Consider the following 23,055-nt stretch of genomic DNA (forward strand, 5'->3'; position numbering starts at 1 on the left):
GCTGTGATGAAGAAAGCCATCGCGACGGCTGCGATCTGCGGCCTGTCGATCGGAGGTGCCGCCGGGGCGTTCGGGCATCTGGCGTGGCCGCTATTGCCGAAGAGTGATGTGTTGCGTTCCATCCCTGAACACCCGGTCTGGACAGAAGTGGAGTGGCCCTTCGCAATGGACGAGTGGGGCAGAGGCAAGGCCTTTCGTTGCGCAGCCGCCCACTGCGGGAGGGAGGTTAATCTCTACATTCGCGCCAAGATAGGCTTTTGCAATTGCACGACTGGCGTGTCCGATGACGATGAGCTCCATCGCCTGAGTGATTTCCGGTTGATGGGTGATAAGCCGGTGGCGCTCGGATCCGGTCATCCGATCAATGTCCGTTGGATGAAGGGCCGCAGCCGGGCCTACACGACTGGCGACCGCTCACATAGCGCCGCGCTGGCAATTGCCTTCAATGATCGTTGTGACGCTGTGGTGGCGACAGTCGTAACCGCCCATGACCGAGCTAATGTCATTGAACCGAGCGCAATCGCGTTCCTCAATGGCGATAAGATCATTCAATGGGCGACGGTCACACTCGGTCTGTGAAGGTCGCTGTAAGAACGATAAGCGCGGACCTGGGTCCTTTTCACATCTGTTCATCCATGGTGCTTTCCCCGACCGATGACACGAAAACGCCGCGCTTACAGACGAGGTTCCGCAAACGTTTTGTGACACGTATTGGGGGACGAGCGAATGCGTAAGAAGCATCTCGAGGTTTACCGCGCGGCGCTGAAGCTGGCGGGTTCGGGCAACGTGCGCGACTGGAAGGGCATCCAGGAAAAGCTCGTAGACGGTGGATATCCTCGCGCTCCCGAATTTCTCGACAGCCAGAAGATACGCGCCATTCTTGACATGCGCTGCGACGAAGTTCGCAAAATCGGAAATTAGTTCAGGCAGGGCGGCTCAGCTCAGGCGGCCTTGCCGGATGCAAGGATCGACAATGCCGAATTCCTCAAGCGTTCGATATCCCGTTCACCAGCGGCAGCAAGCGAGAGAATGTGCTCGGCCATTTGGAGTGCGGACACTGATGCCGCATTGAGGAAGAGCGGGTGTGTCAGCACCTGATCGAGCACGTGCCGTAATGTCGCGAGGGTTGCGGCATCATAGGCGACTTTGACGTCCGTCATGTTGATCTCCGTTCAGCATTCCAGATTTCAAACGCAAAGCAGAGTCCAGTTCGGGCAAGCAAAAATGGCCGCTGACGCGGCCAAGTTGTGCGAGTACCTATGCTGATGGCTGGATGGCCATCACGTCCAGTACATTAAATGCGGTGTCTGACGAATTTATTACATTTAAATTGATTTAATATGGTTTAATTACGGTTGGCGCTAGCGAGCGGGCCAAGCCGCTCTGATCGCACTTCAGCATAACTGCGGCGCACCATTCTGGCGCGGCTGCTGCGGTGAGGGGGCTGATTTGATCGCTTGTTGGCAGGTGTGGCGCGGCCGGTTCTCATGGCCCGTATCTTCATGCTAGCCTCGCTGAGGCTGAGCTTTTGGACCGGGCACGTGCTGCCGGACTAAGGATGTTTCCCGGTTGACCTTGGGGGACGTAACGTGAATTCGATCAGGCTGCCGACCTGGGCTCGTTTCGTGTTGGTCATCGGCGTGATCTTGATCGCTGCCGGCGCAGGACTTGTGAGCTATCGCTGGTACACGCGCCCAACGACACTGAGTATCGCGGTTGGCTCCCTCGACGGCGAGGCGAGCAGGGTGATGACGGCTATTGCCGGTCGCCTCACATCAATGTCCGCTCCGGTTCGTCTGCGCGTCGTGGAGGTGCCCAGTTCGCTTGCTGCGGCAGAGGCCTTCTCATCCAACAAAACCGATCTCGCGGTTGTTCGTGGCGACGTCGGGGATCTGTCGCAGGCGCAGACCGTGGCCGTCGTCGCGCATGCTGTCGTCTTGATCATCGCTCCTCCCGGGTCACCAGTGAGCTCGATTGAGGGGCTAAAGCGCAGGACAGTCGGGGTGGTCGGCGGCGAGATGAACCAGCGCGTCGTCGACGTGCTGAAGTCGGAATACGATCTCGGCAGCAAGGTTACGTTCAAGAACCTGGCCCCGCCGGATACGCGGCGGGCGCTGGAATCGAAAGAGGTCAACGCGATCATGATCGTGGTGCCTCTGACGGAGAAATACCTTGCGCTGGTGCGCGGCCTTTTTTCCCAGAATGCAAAGACGCCGCCGGTTCTGATCCCGATTGAATCAGCAGGCGCGATTGCGGAAACGCAACATGCCTACGAGAGTTTCGACGTTCCCAAAGGCACGCTGCGTGGTGCGCCCCCCGTTCCGGACGACGATCTGACGACGCTTCGCACAACGTTTTATCTTGTTGCTCATAAGAAGCTCGACTCTGATCTGATTGCCGACTTCACCAAGTCGCTGATGAGCGCGAAGCGCGATTTGATGGGCGAGCTTCCGATCCTGGCCCAGGTGGCTGCAGCCGATACGGATCCTGGCGCCTATCTCCCCGTGCATCCAGGCGCGGCGGAATATTACAACGGCACTCAACAGAGCTTCATGGACAAGTGGAGCAACGTCATTTTCCTGACGCCGATGGCGCTTGGTGCGCTTGCCTCGATACTTGCCGCGGCGTGGAAATTTCTCGAAATCGCGAAACCGAAGCCGGATGTACCGGCGCTCGATGCGCTTTACGCGTTGGGGCGCAGAATCCGCAAGGCTGACAATGAAGCCGCACTTCAGGGCATCGAAGATGAGATCGATGACATCCTCGGTGCCCAACGAGCGAAAGCCGCCAGCAGCGAAGCGGATCCAACGGAGGTCGCAACACTGAATGTTACGGCGCATCGGTTGCAGAATTTGATCCATGATCGGCGTGCTGCTTTGCGGGCGCGGCCGGCGCGCGGAGCAGCTGCAAGCTAAAGGCGAAGTGATGCCGGCCCTCGACCCGACCAAGGGAATTTGCAGTCGATAAGTTCCAATGGATTGGAACCCGCGCGGCTTGTTCCTGTTATCGCGGTATGAAAGCCAAGGAAATTCAAGACGTTGTTTCCGAAGACGGAAATCCCGTCGAACCGCCGCCGCCCGAGGTTGTCGAGCCGGAACTATCTGCAGAAGAAGCCGAGGACTTGCGCAAGCGCTACCTGCTGAAGCGCTTCTGGATCAGTGCGCGCGGCTTCTGGGGCGTGGATGGCGGCAGATTTGCCTGGGTGGCCACGGGCGGACTGCTGCTGTTGGTGCTGCTTGCCGTTGGTTTTCAGTACAGCATCAATGTCTGGAATCGCGCCATCTTCGACAATTTCCAGAAGAAGGACTCCGCCGCCGTGATGTGGCTGGCGGGAATTTTCTTTCCGCTGGCCATTGGCAGCGTTGTCGTGGGTGTGCTGCAGGTGTTCACGCGCATGCGCATTCAACGGCTGTGGCGGCAGTGGCTGACCAACGCGATCGTCACGCGGTGGCTGACCAATGGCCGCTACTATCAGCTCAATCTCGTCCAGGGCGACCACACCAATCCCGAATATCGCATTGCCGAGGATTTGCGGGTTGCGACCGAAGCCCCGGTGGATTTTGTCACCGGTATCGTCTCGGCGTTTCTATCGGCGACAACATTCATCGTCGTGCTGTGGACGATCGGCGGCGCATTGACGCTCTCATTCGGCGGCACATCCGTCACCATTCCGGGCTTTCTGGTGGTGGCCGCCGTGATCTATGCTGCCATCGCTAGCACCGCGATGATGATCATCGGCCGGCGCTTCGTTGCGATTTCGGAAAGCAAAAATCAGACAGAGGCAGAGTTTCGCTACACGTTGATGCGTGTCCGCGAGAACGGCGAGAGTATCGCATTGCTCGGAGGCGAGGACGAGGAGCGTGCCGGCATCGATGGATCGTTCGGGAAAGTTCTCAAGCAATGGGCGCTGCTGTGCGGGCAGCACATGCGCACCACAGTTGTCTCGCAAGGATCGAGCATCATCGCGCCGGTCATTCCAATCCTGCTCTGCGCACCGAAGTTTCTCGACGGCAGCATGTCGCTCGGCGAGGTGATGCAGGCGGCGTCGGCCTTTACCATCGTTCAACAGGCGTTCGGCTGGCTGGTGGACAATTACCCGCGCCTTGCGGAATGGAATGCCGGAGCGCGGCGGATCGCATCATTGATGATGTCGCTGGACGGGCTGGAGCGGGCCGAAACCGGCGAAGGACACAACCGCATCGACCGTGGCGAAACCGATGGCGAGGCCATGATGCAGCTCAACGATCTCTCCGTGACGCTGAATGACGGGACCGCCGTTGTCGGCGAGACGGAGGTTACCATCGCGCCGGGCGAGCGGGTGCTGGTCTCCGGCAAATCCGGCAGCGGCAAGAGCACGCTGGTTCGTGCGATCGCGGGCCTGTGGCCTTGGGGCAATGGCAGGGTCTTGTTTCATCGCGACCGCCGTCTGTTCATGCTGCCGCAGAAATCCTACGTCCCGTCGGGGACCTTGCGGCGCGCCGCGGCGTATCCGGGAGCGGCGGACGACTGGACCGAAGAACAGATCGGCGAGGCGCTCGACAAGGTCGGCCTCGGGCACCTCAAGGAAAAGATCGAGGAGGAGGCGCCGTGGGATCAGACATTGTCCGGTGGCGAGAAGCAGAGGCTGGCATTTGCCCGTCTGCTGCTGCACAACCCCGACATCGTCGTGCTGGACGAGGCGACATCGGCCCTCGATGACGCAAGCCAGGACAAGATGATGAAACTGGTCAATGAGGAGTTGAAGAACGCCACCGTGCTGAGCGTCGCGCACCGGCCGGAGCTCGAAGCGTTTCATAGCCGCAAGATCATGTTGGAGCGGCGCAAGGGCGGAGCGAAACTTGTCAGCGATATCGAGTTGATCCCCCATAAAGGCCGGCGCAAGCTGCTCGGGCGCTGGCTTCGCCGCCAAAGCCCCACAATTGCGAAGACGCAGAGCAAAGCGTAATGCGGTCTTCACCCGTGCTATCGGCTCTTGATCAGAGGCCGGCTCTGATCTGCTGGATGGCGGCAAGCAGAAATTCATCAATCTTCTGCTGAATCAATTCCTCAGCGACGCCTTTATCGGCGAGGTCGCGCGAGAGCTTTTGAAGAACGGCCCCTTCGCCGGGAGCAGCCACGTCGACCGTGACAATCTCCTTCGCATAAGCAACCGCGGATTCGCCGCTCAGTCCCAATTGCTCGGCGGCCCACATGCCGAGAAGCCTGTTGCACCTCGCCGTCGCCTTGAACTGCAATTCCTGGTCGATCACGAACTTCTGTTCGAAGGCATGCTCGCGGTCATCGAAGGTGGTCATGGTGGGCGTCCTCGCAGACGAATACATTCTTTGGACAGCGGTGGACAGCAACGGAAAAGCCTCCGCTGTCCTTGAAATTGACGGCGCCGGTGGCGTTTTTCAAGGCAGGCGTTCAAAATTCCGACGTCGTGGCGGTGCAGCGTCATATGGCCGTATCGGCCGAGGCGCGCATTGAATGATATGCGGTCTCGATTGTTCAATGGCTGATACGCGGCCAGAAGATCTGGAGCAGGGTGATCACGATTTCAGAGGCGATCAGCAGAACGATAATCACTTCAAGGCGCAGCGAGCGGCGCGTATCGATGAAGTCCGCCAGCGTATTGGCGGTTTTTGCGACGAGTTCGACCTTGCGATTGAGGGTATCGAGACGTTCTTGAAGTTCATACTCATCTTCAAGGCGAGCATAGAGCCGCTCCAGATCCGGGCGTTCCCAAAGGACGTCCGGCTTCTCCGCGACCGCGACGCGTCCCGAGACGCGATTTTGGACCAGCAGGGAGTTTCCGATCAGCCGAAGGATCGACCTGCGGTCACGGCTGGTTCTGCCCTGTGCCGCCAACTCTTGCGCGAACGGTTCGAGGACTTCAAAGACCTTGGCAACATCTCGTTCGTCGTGAGCCAGCGTGACGCTCTTGGACAAAACATCGGCGATCAAAAGAAAGCGGTCGAGCGACATTCGCGCCAACTGGATTGGACCGCCGATCGGGATCTTGTCCTCTTTTTCAGGGGACAATTCCACCACCGCAAATTCATCTTCGACCGGTGTAAATTTTCCCACGATGCGCGGTGTGAGGCGCTCCAGCAGGGCTGCGTCTTCTGCAGGCGACAGGCCCATGGTAACGACCACGCCGTATCGGAACAGCACCACAATGCCGTCCGGGCTCTCGCGAACGGTCAGCGGGGCCGGGGAGAGGACTTCTCCACCGTATCCGACCGTGTTGATGCGATCGCCTACATGAAACGCGCGGACCACACAACGCGGGGTCGCAAATGAAAAGGCTGTCTCTTTCATCGCAGGCACGCCTTCCGCTGCGGATGACACGCATCATCGCAACCGGGCTGCGCCCTTGCAATGGGTCAGAAGTGGTTAGAGGGACGCGAAGCGGAGTCAGTGGAGGACGTTGTTCAGCTCAGCCCGATAAACTTCCTCGCCTTGATCGTCTTTCACGCGGACCATATAGCCTTCACGCGCGAGTTCTGGCTCAGCCATCGACAGTTCTGCGGCAAGCTTGTCGGCGAATTCGGTAGCCGCAACCGCATCCTCGAATTCATGATCAGCGGCTTCAGTGACGAGGCCGGTTCCAATCAGGTCAAAGTGGAAGATCATCGGCATTTCTCCATAAATTAAAACCCTGCCAGCTTTGAAGTAACTGACAGGGCTTTTGAGCTTTCATCTTCGGCGGGATCTCTCCTTCCTCAGTTTATCGCTCGAAGCCAGAACGTCCATTCGTCGGATTGGTTGCAAGGTTTCGAATAATTTTGCTCCGCAAGCCTGCACACGTAACGACTCGAACAGAGGTACGAAGAGGTCAGCAGGTTCCTGCTCATGGTGTGCACATGGATTTAGACAAGGAACAGACGGATGTGTCGTCTGTTGTTGAAGCATCTACTCAACAGGAGACATCAAATGCGTGCTTTAACTGCAGCTCTTCTCGTTTGCGTCATTGCTTCACCTGCCGCAATCGCGCAGACACCTGCGAATACACCGTCAGCGGCCGCGGCTCCTATCACAGCTGCCGGCAAGTGGAGAGCGTCGAAAGTGATCGGCGTGAATGTCTATAACGAGCAAAACGAGAAGATCGGCAGTATCAACGAGGTCATTATTGATTCGGCCGGTCGCGTCGACGGCGCCGTGATCGGCGTTGGCGGCTTTCTCGGCATGGGTGAGCACAACATCATCGTTGCGATGGACAAGCTGAAGTTCTCGAACGAGGCGGGCAAGACGACGACTGGCTCGACATCTTCGGGCAGCAAGCAATGGTACCCGGACCGCGCGGTGTTGAATGCAAATAAGGATCAGCTCAAGGCCCTGCCGGAATTCAAATACTAACCTGGATCGTACAATCACCAGAAAGGTCTCGAGAGATGCCTTTCTGGTGTGGAATGTGGCATCTATGACAAATCGTGGCCGCATTCGGAACAAAGTCGTGGGGTTCGCTTTCTCCATTGAGGAGACCACCCCATGGACAACGGATCCTTCAGGGTGGCCGTGCTCGCGACAGTTAGCGTCGCCGCTCTACTCATCATGTGGCTATCGCAGCCGAAAGAAACGCTGAGCACGCCCATTCTTCATGATGCGAGTGAACAGCCGATTACGATCGGACGATTGCGGTAATGAGCGAAGGGTTAGGCTGAGTCTCGCGGTGGATGCGAGGACATAATCCTTTTGGGGTATGTTCAAAAGTCTCAAAAGTCCCCGCGATGGATTAGCCGACTCACCCCTGCTTGTTAAGCTTCCTCTCACAGGGGAGGCGAACATGCAGCACGACAAAAAGACCGTTGCCGCCATTCGCGCGGCATTTGCCGATATTTGCCGAAGTCTTCCGAACGAACATCAAGCGACTCGCGATTATGTTGCATCGCGAATCCTCAAATCCGCCAGCGAGGGCGAACTCACCCTTGATGGTCTTAAGCTGGCGGGCAACATTGCGGTTCTGGAATTATACGCCGGGACAGCTCGGATTTGAGAAACAGCTGAATTTGAGTTTGCTCAGCGGCATAGAACGTTCACGCTGCTAAGCGACGCGTACGTCGCTACATCACGACGCCATAGTAGTCGTTGACGCCCTTCCTGCGATCGACGCTGGCCCAGTCCCATTCACTGTCGTCGGCGTATCTTGGCGCTCGCTCAAATCGATCGATGGGGATCAGCGTCTGGTATCCGCCCAGTTCGACATTGTATTTGAGTGACGACCACGGCAGCGGATAGTGGTCATCGCCGAAGCCGAGGAATCCGCCGAAACTCAGGACGGCAAAGGATACCCGTCCTGTTGTCTTTTCAATCATGACGCGCTCGATGGATCCGATCTTCTCGCCATCGGCCCCATAAACTGCGGTGCCCTCAACCTTATCGCTTCCAATCAATGTCGAAGTTTCACGTGCCTCATTAATCATTATCGCCTCCAAATGTTTGCCTCGAGGGACCAACAAAAGGCGGCCGCGCACGTTCCTCGCACATAGCAGCCGATTTGACGCATGGAATAGCCACGCATCATTTTGTCTTTGTTTTCGGCAGGGGTGTGGATTTGAAGATCACGTCGCCGATGACGTGAGCATTTGTGTCGTCGAATGATTCCGCAGAAAACAGCTCGACATTCTTCCAGTCGCGCCCGAACGGGTCGTAGCTGGCGGCGAGCTGTCTTGCTTCGGCTTCCGTTTCAGCCGCAACAAGTGCGATCTGCCGATAGGATGAGGTGAGATCGTTTCCAATCGGGACAAGGCGAATCAACCGCTTTGTCTCGGCAACCTGATGTGGAACGGTCGGTGCGAGTTCTAGAATATCGGTGGATGTCGCTTCGGGTTTTGGCGCACGGGTGCGAGCCTTCGCCATGACGTCTGCGGTCAGCTTTCCCGCGGCTTGTGGTCCGGCCCGATGCGGGGCCGGCGAAGGCCCTCCGGCAACGGAGGCTGATCGCCGCGCATCGGATGAGGCACGGAGGCCAGCGACGGGGCGTCATAAGGCGGATCAGGTTGGGGCATCCCCAACTCGTTCGCAGGCTCATAGGCGCCGCCCCGGCTGTCCCGAAGGTCGGTCCGTGACTGGTTTTCGGGCTTTGGCTTTTGATTGATCATAAGCTCTCCAGTTCAGTCGATGGGAGAGGGAAGGTCGCTGCTGATCAGCGTTCGCTCGGATTGGTATTCGGAACGAACGGCACAATCACGCGAACGGGCACCTGATTGGCGGCGATCGAGGACTTCGGAGCAATGGAAGAGGCCGGCTCAAACAGCGAAATGACGGCTAGAAATCCCGCGCTGATGAGCGTGACCACGGAAAGCAGAAGCATATCGTAGTGCCGTTCCATGAACGAGAAACGTCCGGGAACGGCGTTGGTTCCTACTGCAGGGTCAGCTGCTTGGGCAGAACCATGACGATATCGACGGGGCGCTTCAGGATACGCGACGCGATCGCCGCAATATGCGTCGCATATTTTTCCTCAAGCTCTGTGGCGAGGTCTTCGTCAAGCGCCAGAACATAGAGGATGTCGCCATCCACTTCAGCAAACTCCACACCCAGGAACAAGCGGTCGAACTCCTCCGCGCCCACGGTGAGCGCCATGCGGGCCATGATGGCCTGTTCCTGAACGAGAGAGAGATTCATATTGTTGACCGTATCGACAGTGTGATGATCGGTAGATAGCGGCGCGAAGCTTCAGAACAAGAGGGTAACGGTTCAATTGGACGGAAAAATCGAGAGCATCTCTCCCGAAACTTGTGGTCCATCGCGACATTCGACGCCACTCATTTGCGATGATTCGTGCGCTCCTTGCCCGGGTCATCAAACGTGAAAAGACTCTCGCAAGAGGGTCGCACAAAGCCGTGGAGGCCGGCATGTCGCTGCGAGGGCCTTCGCCTCCAGCCGATGGTATGGAGGAGTATTTTTGCCTAAGAACGCCGCGATCTTTGGTGGGATATCGATCCGATATTTCGGGACAATCGCCGGAATATATCGTATCGCGATGCGCCATCCCGTCATGAGCGGGCGGCGACCTCTGCGCGACTGGTGTCGTGGGCATTGCCCCTTCACCGGAATCTTCCGGGAATCCCACGTTGACGAACAGGCATGGCGACGCTGATGAGCGTTCGCGAACTCGATCACCCTCCAAATTTTTCGTTCCAATCCTGGCAGGCGCCACGCTCCGCGATCGCATCCTGGCGTGCATGGGCGCGCTGGTCGGTATCGGACTGACAGGTGTCTTGTGCGCGATCGGCTACGGCCGCGGCTTTGATGTCCCTTTGCTGGTTGCGCCTATGGGGGCGTCGGCCGTCCTGTTGTTTGCCGTGCCGGCGAGCCCGTTGGCGCAGCCGTGGTCGATCATCGGCGGTAACACGATATCCGCTTTGGTGGGGATTGCTGTGAGCCGGTTGATCCACGATCCGGTCGTCGCAACCGGGGTAGCCGTCGGCCTTGCAATCGCGGCGATGTCGCTGGCGCGCTGCCTGCATCCGCCGGGTGGCGCCGCGGCGCTCACCGCAGTGCTCGGCGGGCCTGCCGTGGCTTCTGCCGGCTTTATGTTTGCGTTCGTTCCTGTTGCTGTGAACTGCATCGTGCTGGTGGCGCTGGGCTGGCTTTTCCATCGGCTATCCCGTCACACCTATCCCCACCGTCATGTGCCGGTTGTGGTCAATCCCCATGGGACCTCGGACATTCCCGCGCAGATGCGGCTGGGATTTCGAGAAGAGGATGTCGATGGCGCGCTTGAGGATCTGGGTGAGACCTTCGATATCGATCGTGAGGATCTGAACCGGCTGCTCCACCGTGTGGAATTGCGCAGCCTGGAGTGCTCGCATGGTCCGTTTCGTGTGTCGGATATCATGTCGCGGGATGTCATCTGCATCGACGAGAATGCCGACGTGCCGGCCGCGCGCAAATTGCTTCTCGATCACGAAGTGCGGTCGTTGCCGGTGCTCGATGAGGCGGACCGCCTGATTGGATCGCTCGGGCTTCGCGAGTTGTCACAGCCCGGAATTCGCATTCGCGATTTGATGTCCAAAGCCCGGACTGCGACACCGGATACCCCGGCCTCGCAGTTGATTGAACCGTTGACCGACGGCCGGACGCATGCGGTCACGGTTGTCGATGACGGTCGGCGGGTGATCGGTATCGTCACGCAGACCGATCTGCTCGCCTCGGTCTTACGGTCGCCGGAACGGCCGGCCTTGAACAGCTGATTTGGCAACAGTCAGGAAGATTGACGTGTGCCCGCCACGGGGCGGGCACACGATATTCATCTCAGGCCTACTTTGAGGCGAGAGCCGTTGTATCGACCGGCATCTTGCGCATACGCTTGCCGGTTGCGGCGAACACCGCATTGCCGACCGCGGGAACGATGCAGGACGTGCCGGTTTCACCCATGCCGCCCGGGGCTTGTGCGCCCTGGATGATATGAACGTCGACGGCTGGTGCTTCATTGATCCGCAGCGCCTGATAGGTGTCGAAATTGGATTGCTCAACGCGGCCGTCCTTCAAGGTGATCTCGCCATAGAGCGCCGCCGTGACGCCGTACATGACAGCACCCTGAACCTGTGCCCGCACGGTATCAGGATTAACCACCGGACCGCAGTCCACCGCGCACGTGACACGATGGACGCGGACGGTGCCGTCCTTTGCGACTTCGACTTCGGCAACCTGCGCCATGAACGAGCCGAACACGGCCTGAACCGCGACGCCGCGTCCACGTCCTTTCGGGAGCGGCGTGCCCCAGCCGGCCTTGTCGGCTGCGAGCGAGAGCACCGCCTTGGCGCGGGGATTGTCGCCAAGCAGGGCGAGGCGATACGCAACCGGGTCTATCTTCGCCGCGTGAGCGAGTTCGTCCATGAAGGTCTCGACAACGAAGATGTTGTGCGACGGACCGACGCTGCGCCAGAACGCGGTCGGAATGCCCGGCGGCTCGACGCGGGTGTATTCCAGCCGCTTGTTCGGGAACATGTAGGGCGGATGCACCGCGCCGTCGATGGTCTCCGGATCGAGCCCGTCCTTGAACAATGGTGGCGCCCAGCGGGCGAGGATGGATGAACCCGCGAAGCGATGATTCCACGCCACCGGCATGCCGGACGCATCGAGACCTGCCGACAGCCGGTCGAAGAACATCGGCCGGTACATGTCGTGCTGGATGTCTTCCTCACGGGTCCAGACCACCTTGACCGGACCTTTGACGTGCTTTGCGATCTCGACCGCGCGGGCCACCCCATCAACTTCCAGCCGCCGTCCGAAGCCGCCGCCGATGAGATGGTTGTGCACCATCACCTTGTCGAGCGGCAGCCCAGTGACCTTCGCAGCGACAGCCTGCGCCCGGGCGAGAACCTGCGTGCCAAGCCAGACCTCACAGCTATCCTCGCGCACATGGACGGTGCAGTTCATTGGCTCCATTGTGGTGTGGGCGAGGAAGGGGACGTGATAGGTCGCTTCCACCTTGGTTGTCGCGCCCTGCAACGCCTTGACGACATCGCCGACATTGTCGGCTACGACGCCGGGAGACAGCGTTTTCTGTTCGAGTTCGTGCAGCACATCTCCGGTGGAGAGTTTGGCGTGGGGGCCATCATCCCAAGTGATGACGAGGGCCGCCAAGCCTTTCTTGGCCGCGCCCATGTGGTCGGCGACCACGGCGACCGCGTCGTCGAGCTGCACGATCTGACGCACGCCTTTGACAGCTTTCGAGGCCTTGTCGTCGACGCTCTTGATCCGTCCGCCGAACACCGGTGATTGCGCCAATGTCGCGATCTTGAGCTCCGGCAGCTTCACGTCGATGCCATAGACCGCGGTGCCATTGACTTTGGCCGGCGTGTCGAGCCGCTTCGCCGGCGTCCCGATCAGCTTGAACTCCTTGGCCTCTTTGAGTGTGACTTTCTCGGGCACGCTGATCTGGGCGGCGTCGGCTGCCAGTTCGCCATAGCTGGCACGACGGTTTGAAGCCGTGTTCAGCACGGCCCCTTTTTCCGCGCGGCATGTAGAGGGATCGACACCCCAGCGTTTCGCTGCGGCCGCGATCAGCATGTTGCGTGCGGCTGCACCGGCCTGACGCATGGGCTGCCATGCGGCGCGGATTGCGGTTGAATTGCCGGTGGCCTGAAGGCCGCCGAGCGCGGGATTGCCGTAGAGCTTTTCGTTGGGCGGTGCGTGCTCGAACTGCACTTGCGACAGCTCGACTTCGAGCTCTTCCGCGATCAGCATCGAGACGGCCGTGTAGATGCCCTGGCCCATCTCGGTGTAGGGCATGATGAGGGTAATACGGCCGTCGCCACCAATCCGGATAAAGGCATTCGGTGCGAATGCATCTGCTGCCGCCTCGGCTTTGCCGGCGAACGGAAGATTCATTCCAAGCAGCAGACCGCCGCCGATCGCAGCGCTTGCCTGCAGGAAGTTGCGGCGGGAAAGGCTGGTTGCCTCCGGCGCACCATCGATCTCGCGGAGGTTCAGACGATCGAGGATCATGATCAGCCTCCCTGACGCTGAGATTGCGCTGCGAACTTGATCGCCTCGCGAATGCGAACGTACGTGCCGCACCGGCAGATGTTGCCTGACATTGCGTCATCGATGTCTTGATCCGAAGGATTCTTGTTGCCGGCGATCAGCGCGGTGGCCGACATAATTTGTCCTGACTGGCAGTAGCCGCACTGGACCACTTCCTGATCAAGCCATGCTTTCTGAATCGCTGCGCCTGCCGGTGTCTTGCCGATGGCTTCGATGGTGGTGATTTCGGATGTGCCGATGCTGTCGATGGTCGTAATGCAGGAACGGGTCGGGGTGCCGTCGATATGCACGGTGCAGGCACCGCAGAGCGCCTGGCCGCAACCGAATTTCGTGCCGGTCATTCCGAGCACGTCGCGGATGACCCAAAGAAGAGGGGTGTCGTCGTCGACGTCGACCGTGTGATTGACGCCATTCATTTTGATGGTGGTGGCCATATGCCTTTGGGCTCCGTGCGCTGCCGCCGACGCGGCGCTCTTTGGACTTTGCAGAAGCTGCATCTTGCGGACACAGTACTCTGCAAATTACCGCTGCGGACCTGACCGGTGGACGACAAATGGCCCTCGTTTTCGGACGTAAATCCGGACGATCCAGTCCTGGCGCTGCGAATGCACCGAAGCCATGATTGAACGCGACAAAAAAAGAGCCCGGCGCGGATAATCGCGCCGGGCTCCATGGTGGTGAGCGCAATGCGTCCTGTGGAGGGATCAGGCGCGTGCTGCCGGCACCACTGTTCTTGTCTCGACCTTGCCTGCAAGCGAATAGATCTGCAGCTCGGTGTCGTGGCCGATCTTGTCGCCATCCATCAGCCGAACGATGTCGTCGACACCGCCGACCGGTTTACCGTTGATGGCGAGAACGAAATCTCCCTCCTTCAATCCGCCGCGGTCCGCCGGTCCTCCAGGTTCGACACGACGCACACGAACCGACGTTAACTGTCGCGTGCCGGCCTGCAGCGCGATCCTGCGCGGCAGTTCGATGGTGTCGCCCGCGATGCCGATGAAGGCGCGGCGGACATGGCCGTAACGCAGGATTTCCGAGATCACGAAGTTCGCGGTATTGGACGCGATCGCGAACGCGATGCTTTGCGCACCGTGAATAACGGCCGTGTTCACGCCGATCACTTCGCCGCTCGATGAAATCAGCGGTCCGCCGGAATTGCCCGGATTGAGTGCCGCATCCGTCTGGATGACGTCGTCCATCAGCCGTCCGCTCTGAGCGCGCATGGTACGACCGAGGGCCGAGATAATGCCGGCCGTCACCGTCCACTCGAAACCGAGCGGGTTGCCGATGGCGATCGCGATGTGACCTCTGCGCAAACGCTTGGAGTCGCCGAGCTTGGCCCATGCGCCGACGCTCGAATTCGCGCGGATCAGCGCGATATCGGTGTCGACGTCGCGGCCCAGCACGCGGCCTTCCGTCACGAAGCCGTCCGGCGTCGTGATGCGAACGCCATGCGCGTCGCCGACGACGTGATTGTTGGTGACGATCAGTCCGTCCGGAGAAACGGCAAAGCCCGAGCCGTGGCCTGCGCGCGCACCGAGCTGTTCGATCCGGCTGACTGCGGGGCCGACCTGATCGACCGCGCTGGCAATGGCTTGCGAATAGGCATCCGTCAGTGCGCCGTCGTCAATGATCGGCGCGATATTCCTGTCAATGTATCCCATGATGTTGACCCTCCAACAGCGCGACAAGCGGCTCTGCTGCTACCACCCGACGGTCAAGAACCGGCTTATGGAAGTAGGGCGCTTGGCGCTGTTGCCAAATCAAATGGAGAGACTTTGGCGATTTTCAAGCATTTGCATGGACCCCGCTAAGTGACGGGCAGGCATGCGCATTTGTCCGCATATCAAGAAACGTGTGCCGACAATCGCTGCTTGCAACGACTTTACGTCACGCGTTCTGCTCGCGCAGTTCGTTCACCAGCACACGGACATTCTCCGAATAGTCCACCGGCACGCTGACGAGATGCACGCCGCCGCCGGCAAAGGCGGCTTCGAGCACCGGAGCGAGATCGTTGGCGCCTTCCACCCGGCTACCCTTGAGGCCATAGGCGTTGGCATAGGTGACGAAGTTGGGGTTATTGAAGGTGAGGCCGAAGTCGGCGTAGCCATCCACCGCCTGCTTCCAGCGGATCATGCCGTAGGCGTTGTCCTGCAGGATCAGCACCACCAGATTGAGCTTGAGGCGTGCCGCGGTTTCCAGCTCCTGCGAGTTCATCATGAAGCCGCCGTCACCGCACACAGCCAGCACGCGACGGTCCGGATAAAGCAGGGCAGCCATCGTGGCGGACGGCAGACCCGCACCCATGGTGGCGAGCGCATTGTCGAGCAGCAGCGTGTTGGCGACTCGGGTGCGGTAGTTGCGCGCGAACCAGATTTTATACATGCCGTTGTCGAGGCAGACGATACCGTCTTCCGGCATCACCTGACGCACATCGTGGACCACCCGCTGCGGCGTCAGCGGATAGCGGCTTTCCTCCGCGCGGTCCGCGATGTGGGAGAGGATCTCTTCGCGCAAGCCCAGCAGCGCGCCGGCATTCGGCAGTTTGCCTTCTAGACGGTCCGCCAGCAGCGTCAGGCTCGGCCCGACATCGCCCACAAGCTCCGCATTCGGAAAGAAGACTTCCTCCACGGTCGCCGGAAGGTAGCCCACGTGCAGCACGCTCGGACCTTTCGGTCCCATAAAGAACGGCGGCTTCTCCACGGTGTCATGACCGATGGAGATGATCAGATCGGCGCGGTCGATTGCACGGTGAACATAATCTCGTTCGGACAGCGCGGCGGTCCCCATGTAGAGTCCCGAGCCGCCTGACACCGCTCCCTTGCCCATCTGGGTATTGAAGAACGGTATCTGCAGTCGCCTCACGAAATCCGACAGCGCGTCGGCCAAACGCGGACGGCTGGCAGCGGCGCCCAGCATGATCAGCGGCCGCTCGGCTTTCAGGATGAGTTCAGCCGCGCGGTCCAGCGCCTCGCGTGGCGCAACGGGAGGATCGATGGGGTGGGGTGGCACCACTGAACCACCGGTGGCGCTTTCGCCTGCGATGTCTTCGGGCAGTTCGAGCAGCACGGGACCGGGCCGCTCCTGCTGCGCGATGCGGAATGCCTCGCGGACGATCGTTGGAATGCTGCTGGCGGAAACGATCTGGCGCGCCATCTTGGTCAGCGGGGTCATGGTCGAGACCATGTCCACGATCTGAAAGCGCGCCTGCTTGCGGCTCAGGATGCCTTTCTGGCCGGTGATCATGATCATGGGCATTGCGCCGAGCAGGGCGTAGGCCGCCCCGGTCGTGAAATTCAGGGCGCCGGGTCCGAGGGTCGAGAGGCAGACGCCGGGCTTGCCGGTGAGCCGTCCATGGGTTGCCGCCATGAATGCGGCGGCTTGTTCGTGACGTGTCACCACCAGATGGATGGATGAGCGCCGCAACGCCTCGACGACATCGAGGTTCTCTTCGCCCGGGACGCCGAAGATCTGTTTGACGCCTTCGTTTTCCAGTGCAGATACAAGCAGTTCAGCGCCATTCATGACGATACTCCTTAGGCTCGTTCAGCCCGGACGTCCTCGATGCCGGATCGTCTCTCGCAATCCATCAGACAGCATAATGAGGGCCGCCGACAAGCTCACCTATACTTGGCGCCACTGACGGATTTCGACGGGAGCAATGCGGATAGAACTGAGCAAGACGCTCACGTATCAATGGAAGTTATTCAGACTACAGAATGATGTGGCGTCATTTTTGAGGTGGCATGGAACCAATTGTTACGTTTGTCATTATCATTCGTTGGTTACTTCCTGCCCCGATTTCTGAGGCTCCTTCGCATGCATGCTCTGATCGATTTGTCCGGCTCCCGCAATGACCCGGGACGACGGACGGGACGCGTTGATTTGCGTGTCCGGCTGAAGGAGGCGACAGCGGAAGCGCATCGTCAACTCGACCGGAGCCTGTTGGCCTTCGACCTCAGGACCGTGGCCGGATACCGCCGTTTTCTTGAGGCCAATGCCGGAGCCCTCCTGCCGCTCGAAGCTGCGCTCGTCGAATCCGGTGTGGATGAGATCGTTGCGGACTGGTCCCGCCGGTCTCGGACCGATGCCATTTTGGACGATCTGACCCGGATCGACGGGAAACTCCATCTGATGCCTGCACCAGCGTCGCTGAGCCACAGCAGGTTGCTGGGCGTGATGTATGTCCTGGAAGGCTCGCGGCTCGGTGCCCGCTTTCTGCTGAAGCTCGTTGCACGATCCGCCGACCCGGCAATGACGGGCGCGACCGCCTATCTCAGCCATGGATCGGCAGAACCGCTTTGGGAGCGATTCCTCCTGCTGCTTGCCCATGAGGCACCTCGCGTGGAGGAAGAGGAGGTTGTCGCCGGGGCCCGTACCGCATTCGGCCTGTTCAGCATGGCGGCGGCAGGCGCATGAATCGCGAAGTCGACCTGACCAACTGCGATCGCGAACCGATTCATATTCCGGGCAGCATCCAGCCGTTCGGATTTCTGATCGCGCTTTTGTCCGATTTCTCGATCTGCATCGCATCCGAGAATGTGCAGCAATATCTCGGCATCGAGTGCGCCGATCTGTTGCAGCGGCCGGTTGCCGGCGTGCTGTCCGAGACTGCGGTCAAGACGATCCGCGGCCGTGTCGACTATCTGACCGGTCCGGACGCCGTTGAACGCGTGTTCGGGGTGCAGTTGCAGGCTGATGGCCCGCTTTTCGACCTCGCGATTCACTTCTCGGGCGCCTATCTGATCATCGAGGCGGAGCCGAGCGTCATCGAGACGGACGTGAATTCGGGGGAACTCGTGCGGCTTATGCTCGGCCGTGTCCGCAAGACCCGAACCCTCACCGAACTGGCTCAGGAGTCGGCACGTCAGTTGCGGATCCTGACCGGCTTTGACCGGGTCATGGTCTATCGTTTTCATCCTGACGGGTCCGGCGAAGTGATTGCCGAAGCCGCGTCATCGGGATTGGAATCCTTTCTCGGATTGCATTATCCGGCCTCTGACATTCCGAAGCAGGCGCGGCTACTCTACCAGCGCAACTGGTTGCGTATCATTGCCGACGTGAACGAGACGCCGGCCACTCTGCTGTCCTCAGCCAGCCACAGCGCGGGGCTGCTCGATTTGTCGATGAGTGTCCTGCGCTCGGTCTCGCCGATCCACATCGAGTATCTGCGCAACATGGGCGTTGGTGCGTCGATGTCGGTCTCCATCCTGCGCGACGGCAAGCTGTGGGGCCTGTTCGCATGCCATCATTATTCCGCCCGGCACCTGTCGTTTGAACGTCGAACCGCCGCCGAGCTGTTCGGCCAGATGGTGTCGTGGATCGTTGAAGGCCGCGAGCGGGAGGACGATGTCGCCTACGAGGCCAAGGCGCATCGGATCCAGGAGCGCCTGATGGAGACGGCCGCCACCCACGCCCACAGCAAGCGTGCCGTGATCGACTTCATTCCGGACTACCGGCGGATGATCGCGTGCGACGGCGTCGCGGTGTGGTCGGAGGGCGAGGTGACGCTCAACGGTGAAACACCGACCGAGAAAGAGGTGAGGGATCTGGTTGATTTCATCAACCGCACATCACCCGGGCGGATCTTTGCAACATCCGAGATTGCCAAGGTATATGCGGCGGGAGAGTCTTATCGTGACCGCGCTGCGGGATTCCTCGCCATCCCCATCTCGCGCATGCCGCGCGATTGCCTGATCTTCTTCCGTCGTGAGATCTTGCGTTCGGTCAACTGGGCCGGCGATCCGAACAAACCTTATCTCGAAGGACCGAATGGCCCGCGCCTGACGCCGCGCAAGAGTTTCGAGCTTTGGCAACAGGTGGTCCGTGGCCAGTCCAAGCCGTGGTCGTCCGCCGACCTTCATATCGCGGAAGGCCTGCGTATCACACTGCTCGAAGTGATCCTGCAACTGGCCGACCTCGCCGCGCGGGAGCGCCAGGGCGCTCAGGAACGCCAGGAACTGATGATCGCGGAGCTCAATCACCGCGTCCGCAACATCCTTAGTCTGGTCCGCGGACTGGTCGCGCAGGGCAAGGACTCAGCGACCGGCATTGAGGAATTCACCTCGGTGTTGGGTGGGCGCATCCAGGCGCTGGCCCGCGCCCACGACCAAATCACCAATCTCAACTGGGCGCCGGTGGCGTTGAAGGCGCTCGTCGAGTCCGAGGCTGGCGCTTATCTCGGCTCCCGCGCCGATCGCATTCAGATGGATGGCCCTGACGTTGCGCTTGATCCCAAGGCGTTCGCGACCCTCGCCCTGGTCGTCCATGAGATGATGACCAACTCGGCCAAGTATGGCGCATTGGCGGATTCCGTCGGTCAGGTGCAAATCGTGTGGAAGGTCGATCAGGGATCGGGACTGGTGATCGACTGGAAAGAAAAGGGCGGTCCTCCGGTGCAGCCGCCATCGCGCCGCGGTTTCGGCACCACGATCATCGAGCGCTCAATTCCTTTCGACCTCAAGGGTGACGCCGAAATCCGCTTCGATCTATTGGGAGTTCAGGCGCGATTTGTCATTCCGGCAAATTTCGTCGAGATGATGCCGACCCTCGCCAACGCACCGGGCCGTATTGAAATGAAGGAGGAGGCCGCGCCACGGCTCTCCGATACGGCGCTCATCGTCGAAGACAACCTCATCATCGCCATGAGTGCCGAAGTCATCCTGCTGGAGCTTGGCGCGCGTCATGTCGATACAGTCGCCTCCGTGACCGAGGCCCTCAAATCGATCGAGCGGGCACGGCCAAACTTCGCGTTACTCGATCTCAATCTCGGCAGCGAGAGCAGCATCCCCGTCGGGAACAAGCTTTTCGAGCTCGGGGTGCCGTTCATTTTTGCGACGGGCTATGGCGAGCGCGCACCGATACCGGAAGAACTCGGGTCGGTTCCGGTGATCCAAAAGCCCTACACCCGTGAGGTCGTGGAGAATGCGCTTGGCCGGTTGATCAAACTGCCGTCGACATAGCAATCCGCTCGCTAAGAAGCAGCCCGTCACTCAGCGAGCGGAGCGTAAGGTCGAGGAACAGGATGCGTGAACGGCTAGCGGGTTATATCTTGCTTGTTGCCGCCGTCGTCGCCGCCATTGCCGAACCCATTGTTGCCGTTCTTTTCTTTGCCATTACCCTTACCGTAATTGCCGCCCGAGGTGGCGACGGCCGTTGAATTCAGCGATGTCGACAGCAGGAGCGTAATAGCAGGCGGCGTGACAACGGCGAACTTGCCGCATGCGGCCAGGAATTTGCGGCGGTCTTCGTCCGCCTGATGGAGATGGTTGTGCTCGTTCTCTGGCATCGCACCCTCCTTGGAATTCACTCCTGGCAGCTTTGATAACCCCAAAGCGTAGCAGAACGATCCGTTCCTTCGATAACCCGAACGGCTTATCTGAGGGCATGAATATGAGGACCATGACACGCGGCTTGGACGAAGCGCTCCGGTCATTGCAACCGTTCAAGCTCAGGCGATCGCGGTGCCTTGTTCGCCCGCTATATGGATACTGCCGGTATATTGCTCGGCAATGGATCGATAATCGTCCGGTACCGGCTTGTCCGTGAAGAGGTAATGGCAGTCGTTCAGATGTCCGGCCCGCACGGTTGCGTTACGGCCGAACTTGCTGGCGTCCGCGACGAGGAGGGCGGTTCGGCAGTTGGCAACGATCGCTTGTCGCGCCTGGACCTCGCCCGAGTAGAAGTCCAGCAGTGTGCCATCGTCATCGATGCCGCCAACGCCGAAGATTCCGAAATCCGCCTTGAAGCGGGAAAAGAAATTCACGGCGGTGTCGCCGATGATATCCCGGTCGAACGGACGCAGGGTGCCGCCGGCGATGGTGATTTCCACATCAGGGTTGCGCGCGAATGCCGCCGCAACATTGAGATTGTTGGTAATCACACGAAGATCCCTGCGGCCCGCGAGCGCCTGCGCGACGTATTCGGGCGTGGTGCCGAGGCCGATCATCAGCGACGCACCACCTTCGGGAATGAACTCGGAGACGGCGATCGCAATGCGCCGTTTCGCTTCAGGGTTCAAACCCTGACGGCTGCCGTAGGCAAGATTCTGATCTTGCACCGGAAGGCTGACGCCGCCGTGCACGCGACGCAGCAACCCCTGATCGCACAGTTGGTTGACCATCCGGCGAATGGTCTGAGGCGTCACCTCGAAATGCCCGGCCAGATGATCGATCGAGGCGAAGCTTTCTTCGCGCACGATCTCCAATATTCGGGCCTGCCTTTTGGTGATGATTTTCAGCATTCGGTCCCGCTGTCACAAAACCTTATCATTCGAACACTAAATGTGCATTTTATATTTCATTCGATCAAGCGATATGTTCATATGAACATCTGGAGGAAAGTAAAACGCGGCGGCGATAACAAAAGCAAAGGCCTGCCGATGCCGGAGGACTGGACGTGGGATGTTCTACGTCTGTGTCATCGTCCGGCATTCGTTGACCGCAAATCATGTCAACCGGGAATGAGCTTAGAAATTAGAGTGCTGCCGCGGGACTGCGGGTGCACTGGCCGCATGCGGATTCACTGAACAGGTCCAAGTCATGTCTGCAATTACGCTTGATCATGTGTCGAAGAATTGGGGCGAGATGCGCGCCGTCAACGGCGTGAGCCTCACGGCAGACGAGGGATCGTTGCTTGTTCTGCTGGGTCCCTCGGGCTGCGGGAAGTCGACAACATTGCGGCTGATTGCAGGGCTCGACCAGGCAGACTCCGGCACAATCACAATCGGCGGCACCGACGTGACGCATCTTTCGCCGGCACAGCGGAAGATCGCCATGGTGTTTCAATCCTACGCGCTGTTTCCACATCTCAGTGTCGCGGAAAACATTGTGTTCGGCCTGCGCGTGCGGCGCGTCTCACGCGCCGACCGTGACGCGCGGCTGAAGCGCGTTGCCGATATCGTCGGTCTCTCTCATCTTCTCGAGCGAAAGCCGTCGCAATTGTCCGGCGGCCAGCGCCAGCGCGTTGCGCTTGGACGTGCGATTATTGCCGAAGCGCGTGTGTGTTTGATGGACGAACCGCTGTCCAATCTCGATGCGAAGTTGCGTCACGAAATGCGCACGGAAATCCGATCGATCCAGCAGCGTCTCGGCATGACGATGATTTACGTCACGCACGATCAGACCGAAGCGATGACGATGGCGGATCGTGTCGTGTTGATGCGCGATGGCGGCATCGAACAGAACGGCACGCCGGAAGAACTCTACAATCGCCCGGCAACTGCTTACACCGCGAGCTTCATCGGCACGCCGCCGATGAATCTGATCGCGCGCGGCGAAATGTTGCTCGGCGTGAGGCCAGAACATCTTCGCATGGTGTCGCAAGGTGGTCATCCAGCGCGCGTAAAGGCTGTCGAACATCTCGGTGCTGACAGCATCATTCTCTGCGACATGGAAGGCCAGCCCGTGTCCGTTCGTCAGGACGGATTCAGCAAGTGCTCTCCAGGCGACGATATCCAACTGGCCTGGGATGCTGGTTCTGAACATCAGTTCGACAAGACTTCAGGTCGCCGGCTTGAGACAGCTGTCAGTGAGATGAAACGTGCTGTGTCCGGATGACACGGCACGAGGCGTTTGA

At 59.7% G+C, this 23,055-nt stretch carries 26 protein-coding genes; 11 read left to right on the top strand and 15 right to left on the bottom strand.

Annotated features, from left to right (window positions below; genetic code table 11):
* The first annotated feature begins 6 nt into the window (after positions 1-6).
* Together ACP0KA_RS24515 and ACP0KA_RS24520 are read left to right on the top strand one after the other, a co-directional pair.
* Positions 7-579: a hypothetical protein gene (locus tag ACP0KA_RS24515; protein ID WP_424631306.1), complete on the top strand. Its 573-nt coding sequence runs from the start codon at positions 7-9 to the stop codon at positions 577-579.
* Between the two features lie 147 nt (positions 580-726).
* The gene (locus ACP0KA_RS24520) at positions 727-921 is read left to right on the top strand and encodes a hypothetical protein (RefSeq protein WP_424631307.1); all 195 of its coding nucleotides are present in this window, start codon (positions 727-729) and stop codon (positions 919-921) included.
* A gap of 20 nt (positions 922-941) precedes the next feature.
* Here the strand turns inward: ACP0KA_RS24520 and ACP0KA_RS24525 are convergent, their stop codons facing one another.
* Positions 942-1,160 (bottom strand): hypothetical protein, encoded by a 219-nt coding sequence (locus ACP0KA_RS24525; RefSeq protein WP_424631308.1) that lies wholly within the window; start codon positions 1,158-1,160, stop codon positions 942-944.
* Between the two features lie 429 nt (positions 1,161-1,589).
* Between ACP0KA_RS24525 and ACP0KA_RS24530 the strand changes: the two genes are divergently transcribed.
* Together ACP0KA_RS24530 and ACP0KA_RS24535 are read left to right on the top strand one after the other, a co-directional pair.
* Positions 1,590-2,915 (top strand): TAXI family TRAP transporter solute-binding subunit, encoded by a 1,326-nt coding sequence (locus ACP0KA_RS24530; RefSeq protein ID WP_424631309.1) that lies wholly within the window; start codon positions 1,590-1,592, stop codon positions 2,913-2,915.
* 98 nt (positions 2,916-3,013) lie between these two features.
* Complete coding sequence (locus ACP0KA_RS24535) at positions 3,014-4,945, top strand: ABC transporter ATP-binding protein/permease (RefSeq protein WP_424631310.1); 1,932 nt, start codon at positions 3,014-3,016, stop codon at positions 4,943-4,945.
* Positions 4,946-4,976: 31 nt separating this feature from the next.
* Here ACP0KA_RS24535 and ACP0KA_RS24540 read toward each other — a convergent pair whose 3' ends face one another.
* The 3 genes from ACP0KA_RS24540 to ACP0KA_RS24550 all read right to left on the bottom strand — a co-directional run bounded on the left by ACP0KA_RS24540 (position 4,977) and on the right by ACP0KA_RS24550 (position 6,618).
* Positions 4,977-5,294, bottom strand: coding sequence for a DUF1476 domain-containing protein (locus ACP0KA_RS24540; protein ID WP_424631311.1), 318 nt, complete (start codon positions 5,292-5,294; stop codon positions 4,977-4,979).
* Positions 5,295-5,490: 196 nt separating this feature from the next.
* Positions 5,491-6,303 carry an RMD1 family protein gene (locus ACP0KA_RS24545; protein WP_424631312.1) on the bottom strand — a complete coding sequence of 271 codons (813 nt, stop codon included), beginning with the start codon at positions 6,301-6,303 and terminating at the stop codon, positions 5,491-5,493.
* A 96-nt stretch (positions 6,304-6,399) separates the two neighbouring features.
* The gene (locus tag ACP0KA_RS24550; RefSeq protein ID WP_424631313.1) at positions 6,400-6,618 is read right to left on the bottom strand and encodes a DUF6894 family protein; all 219 of its coding nucleotides are present in this window, start codon (positions 6,616-6,618) and stop codon (positions 6,400-6,402) included.
* A 300-nt stretch (positions 6,619-6,918) separates the two neighbouring features.
* On the opposite strand from ACP0KA_RS24550, the gene ACP0KA_RS24555 reads away from it, so the two are divergent.
* The 3 genes from ACP0KA_RS24555 (at position 6,919) to ACP0KA_RS24565 (ending at position 7,978) form a co-directional block, all read left to right on the top strand.
* Positions 6,919-7,341, top strand: coding sequence for a PRC-barrel domain-containing protein (locus ACP0KA_RS24555; RefSeq protein WP_424631314.1), 423 nt, complete (start codon positions 6,919-6,921; stop codon positions 7,339-7,341).
* A 132-nt stretch (positions 7,342-7,473) separates the two neighbouring features.
* Positions 7,474-7,626 (top strand): hypothetical protein, encoded by a 153-nt coding sequence (locus tag ACP0KA_RS24560; RefSeq protein WP_424631315.1) that lies wholly within the window; start codon positions 7,474-7,476, stop codon positions 7,624-7,626.
* Between the two features lie 142 nt (positions 7,627-7,768).
* Positions 7,769-7,978 carry a hypothetical protein gene (locus ACP0KA_RS24565; protein ID WP_424631316.1) on the top strand — a complete coding sequence of 70 codons (210 nt, stop codon included), beginning with the start codon at positions 7,769-7,771 and terminating at the stop codon, positions 7,976-7,978.
* Positions 7,979-8,045: 67 nt separating this feature from the next.
* Here ACP0KA_RS24565 and ACP0KA_RS24570 read toward each other — a convergent pair whose 3' ends face one another.
* The 5 genes from ACP0KA_RS24570 to ACP0KA_RS24590 all read right to left on the bottom strand — a co-directional run bounded on the left by ACP0KA_RS24570 (position 8,046) and on the right by ACP0KA_RS24590 (position 9,609).
* Entirely contained in the window at positions 8,046-8,405 is a 360-nt protein-coding gene (locus ACP0KA_RS24570; protein ID WP_424631317.1) for a PRC-barrel domain-containing protein, read from the bottom strand.
* A gap of 97 nt (positions 8,406-8,502) precedes the next feature.
* The gene (locus tag ACP0KA_RS24575) at positions 8,503-8,841 is read right to left on the bottom strand and encodes a hypothetical protein (protein WP_424631318.1); all 339 of its coding nucleotides are present in this window, start codon (positions 8,839-8,841) and stop codon (positions 8,503-8,505) included.
* A gap of 11 nt (positions 8,842-8,852) precedes the next feature.
* Positions 8,853-9,083 (bottom strand): hypothetical protein, encoded by a 231-nt coding sequence (locus ACP0KA_RS24580; RefSeq protein ID WP_424631319.1) that lies wholly within the window; start codon positions 9,081-9,083, stop codon positions 8,853-8,855.
* Between the two features lie 44 nt (positions 9,084-9,127).
* A complete protein-coding gene (locus tag ACP0KA_RS24585; protein WP_424631320.1) occupies positions 9,128-9,295 on the bottom strand; it encodes a hypothetical protein in 168 nt (55 codons plus the stop codon).
* 50 nt (positions 9,296-9,345) lie between these two features.
* Positions 9,346-9,609 carry a hypothetical protein gene (locus ACP0KA_RS24590; RefSeq protein WP_424631321.1) on the bottom strand — a complete coding sequence of 88 codons (264 nt, stop codon included), beginning with the start codon at positions 9,607-9,609 and terminating at the stop codon, positions 9,346-9,348.
* A 449-nt stretch (positions 9,610-10,058) separates the two neighbouring features.
* Here ACP0KA_RS24590 and ACP0KA_RS24595 point away from each other — a divergent pair, with 449 nt between their 5' ends.
* Positions 10,059-11,180 carry an HPP family protein gene (locus ACP0KA_RS24595; RefSeq protein WP_424631322.1) on the top strand — a complete coding sequence of 374 codons (1,122 nt, stop codon included), beginning with the start codon at positions 10,059-10,061 and terminating at the stop codon, positions 11,178-11,180.
* Between the two features lie 67 nt (positions 11,181-11,247).
* On the opposite strand, the gene ACP0KA_RS24600 is transcribed toward ACP0KA_RS24595, so the two are convergent.
* From ACP0KA_RS24600 to ACP0KA_RS24615, 4 genes are all read right to left on the bottom strand, one after another.
* Positions 11,248-13,440: a molybdopterin cofactor-binding domain-containing protein gene (locus tag ACP0KA_RS24600; protein WP_424631323.1), complete on the bottom strand. Its 2,193-nt coding sequence runs from the start codon at positions 13,438-13,440 to the stop codon at positions 11,248-11,250.
* Between the two features lie 2 nt (positions 13,441-13,442).
* Positions 13,443-13,913 carry a (2Fe-2S)-binding protein gene (locus ACP0KA_RS24605; protein WP_424631324.1) on the bottom strand — a complete coding sequence of 157 codons (471 nt, stop codon included), beginning with the start codon at positions 13,911-13,913 and terminating at the stop codon, positions 13,443-13,445.
* Between the two features lie 270 nt (positions 13,914-14,183).
* On the bottom strand, positions 14,184-15,143 hold the full coding sequence (locus tag ACP0KA_RS24610; protein ID WP_424631325.1) for a S1C family serine protease: 960 nt from the start codon (positions 15,141-15,143) through the stop codon (positions 14,184-14,186).
* A 226-nt stretch (positions 15,144-15,369) separates the two neighbouring features.
* Complete coding sequence (locus ACP0KA_RS24615) at positions 15,370-17,004, bottom strand: acetolactate synthase large subunit (RefSeq protein WP_424631326.1); 1,635 nt, start codon at positions 17,002-17,004, stop codon at positions 15,370-15,372.
* A gap of 294 nt (positions 17,005-17,298) precedes the next feature.
* Here ACP0KA_RS24615 and ACP0KA_RS24620 point away from each other — a divergent pair, with 294 nt between their 5' ends.
* Positions 17,299-17,898, top strand: coding sequence for a biliverdin-producing heme oxygenase (locus ACP0KA_RS24620; RefSeq protein WP_424631327.1), 600 nt, complete (start codon positions 17,299-17,301; stop codon positions 17,896-17,898).
* On the top strand, positions 17,895-20,441 hold the full coding sequence (locus ACP0KA_RS24625) for an HWE histidine kinase domain-containing protein (RefSeq protein WP_424631328.1): 2,547 nt from the start codon (positions 17,895-17,897) through the stop codon (positions 20,439-20,441). The genes ACP0KA_RS24620 and ACP0KA_RS24625 overlap by 4 nt, the downstream gene beginning before the upstream one ends.
* Before the next feature lie 74 nt (positions 20,442-20,515).
* Here the strand turns inward: ACP0KA_RS24625 and ACP0KA_RS24630 are convergent, their stop codons facing one another.
* Both ACP0KA_RS24630 and ACP0KA_RS24635 read right to left on the bottom strand, forming a co-directional pair.
* The gene (locus ACP0KA_RS24630) at positions 20,516-20,767 is read right to left on the bottom strand and encodes a hypothetical protein (RefSeq protein ID WP_424631329.1); all 252 of its coding nucleotides are present in this window, start codon (positions 20,765-20,767) and stop codon (positions 20,516-20,518) included.
* 162 nt (positions 20,768-20,929) lie between these two features.
* Positions 20,930-21,721 carry a DeoR/GlpR family DNA-binding transcription regulator gene (locus tag ACP0KA_RS24635; protein ID WP_424631330.1) on the bottom strand — a complete coding sequence of 264 codons (792 nt, stop codon included), beginning with the start codon at positions 21,719-21,721 and terminating at the stop codon, positions 20,930-20,932.
* Positions 21,722-22,019: 298 nt separating this feature from the next.
* On the opposite strand from ACP0KA_RS24635, the gene ACP0KA_RS24640 reads away from it, so the two are divergent.
* Positions 22,020-23,036 carry an ABC transporter ATP-binding protein gene (locus ACP0KA_RS24640; RefSeq protein WP_424631331.1) on the top strand — a complete coding sequence of 339 codons (1,017 nt, stop codon included), beginning with the start codon at positions 22,020-22,022 and terminating at the stop codon, positions 23,034-23,036.
* Positions 23,037-23,055 lie beyond the last annotated feature (19 nt).

It is taken from the genome of Bradyrhizobium sp. SYSU BS000235 (genome assembly GCF_049747295.1).
Taxonomy (GTDB): Bacteria; Pseudomonadota; Alphaproteobacteria; order Rhizobiales; family Xanthobacteraceae; genus Afipia.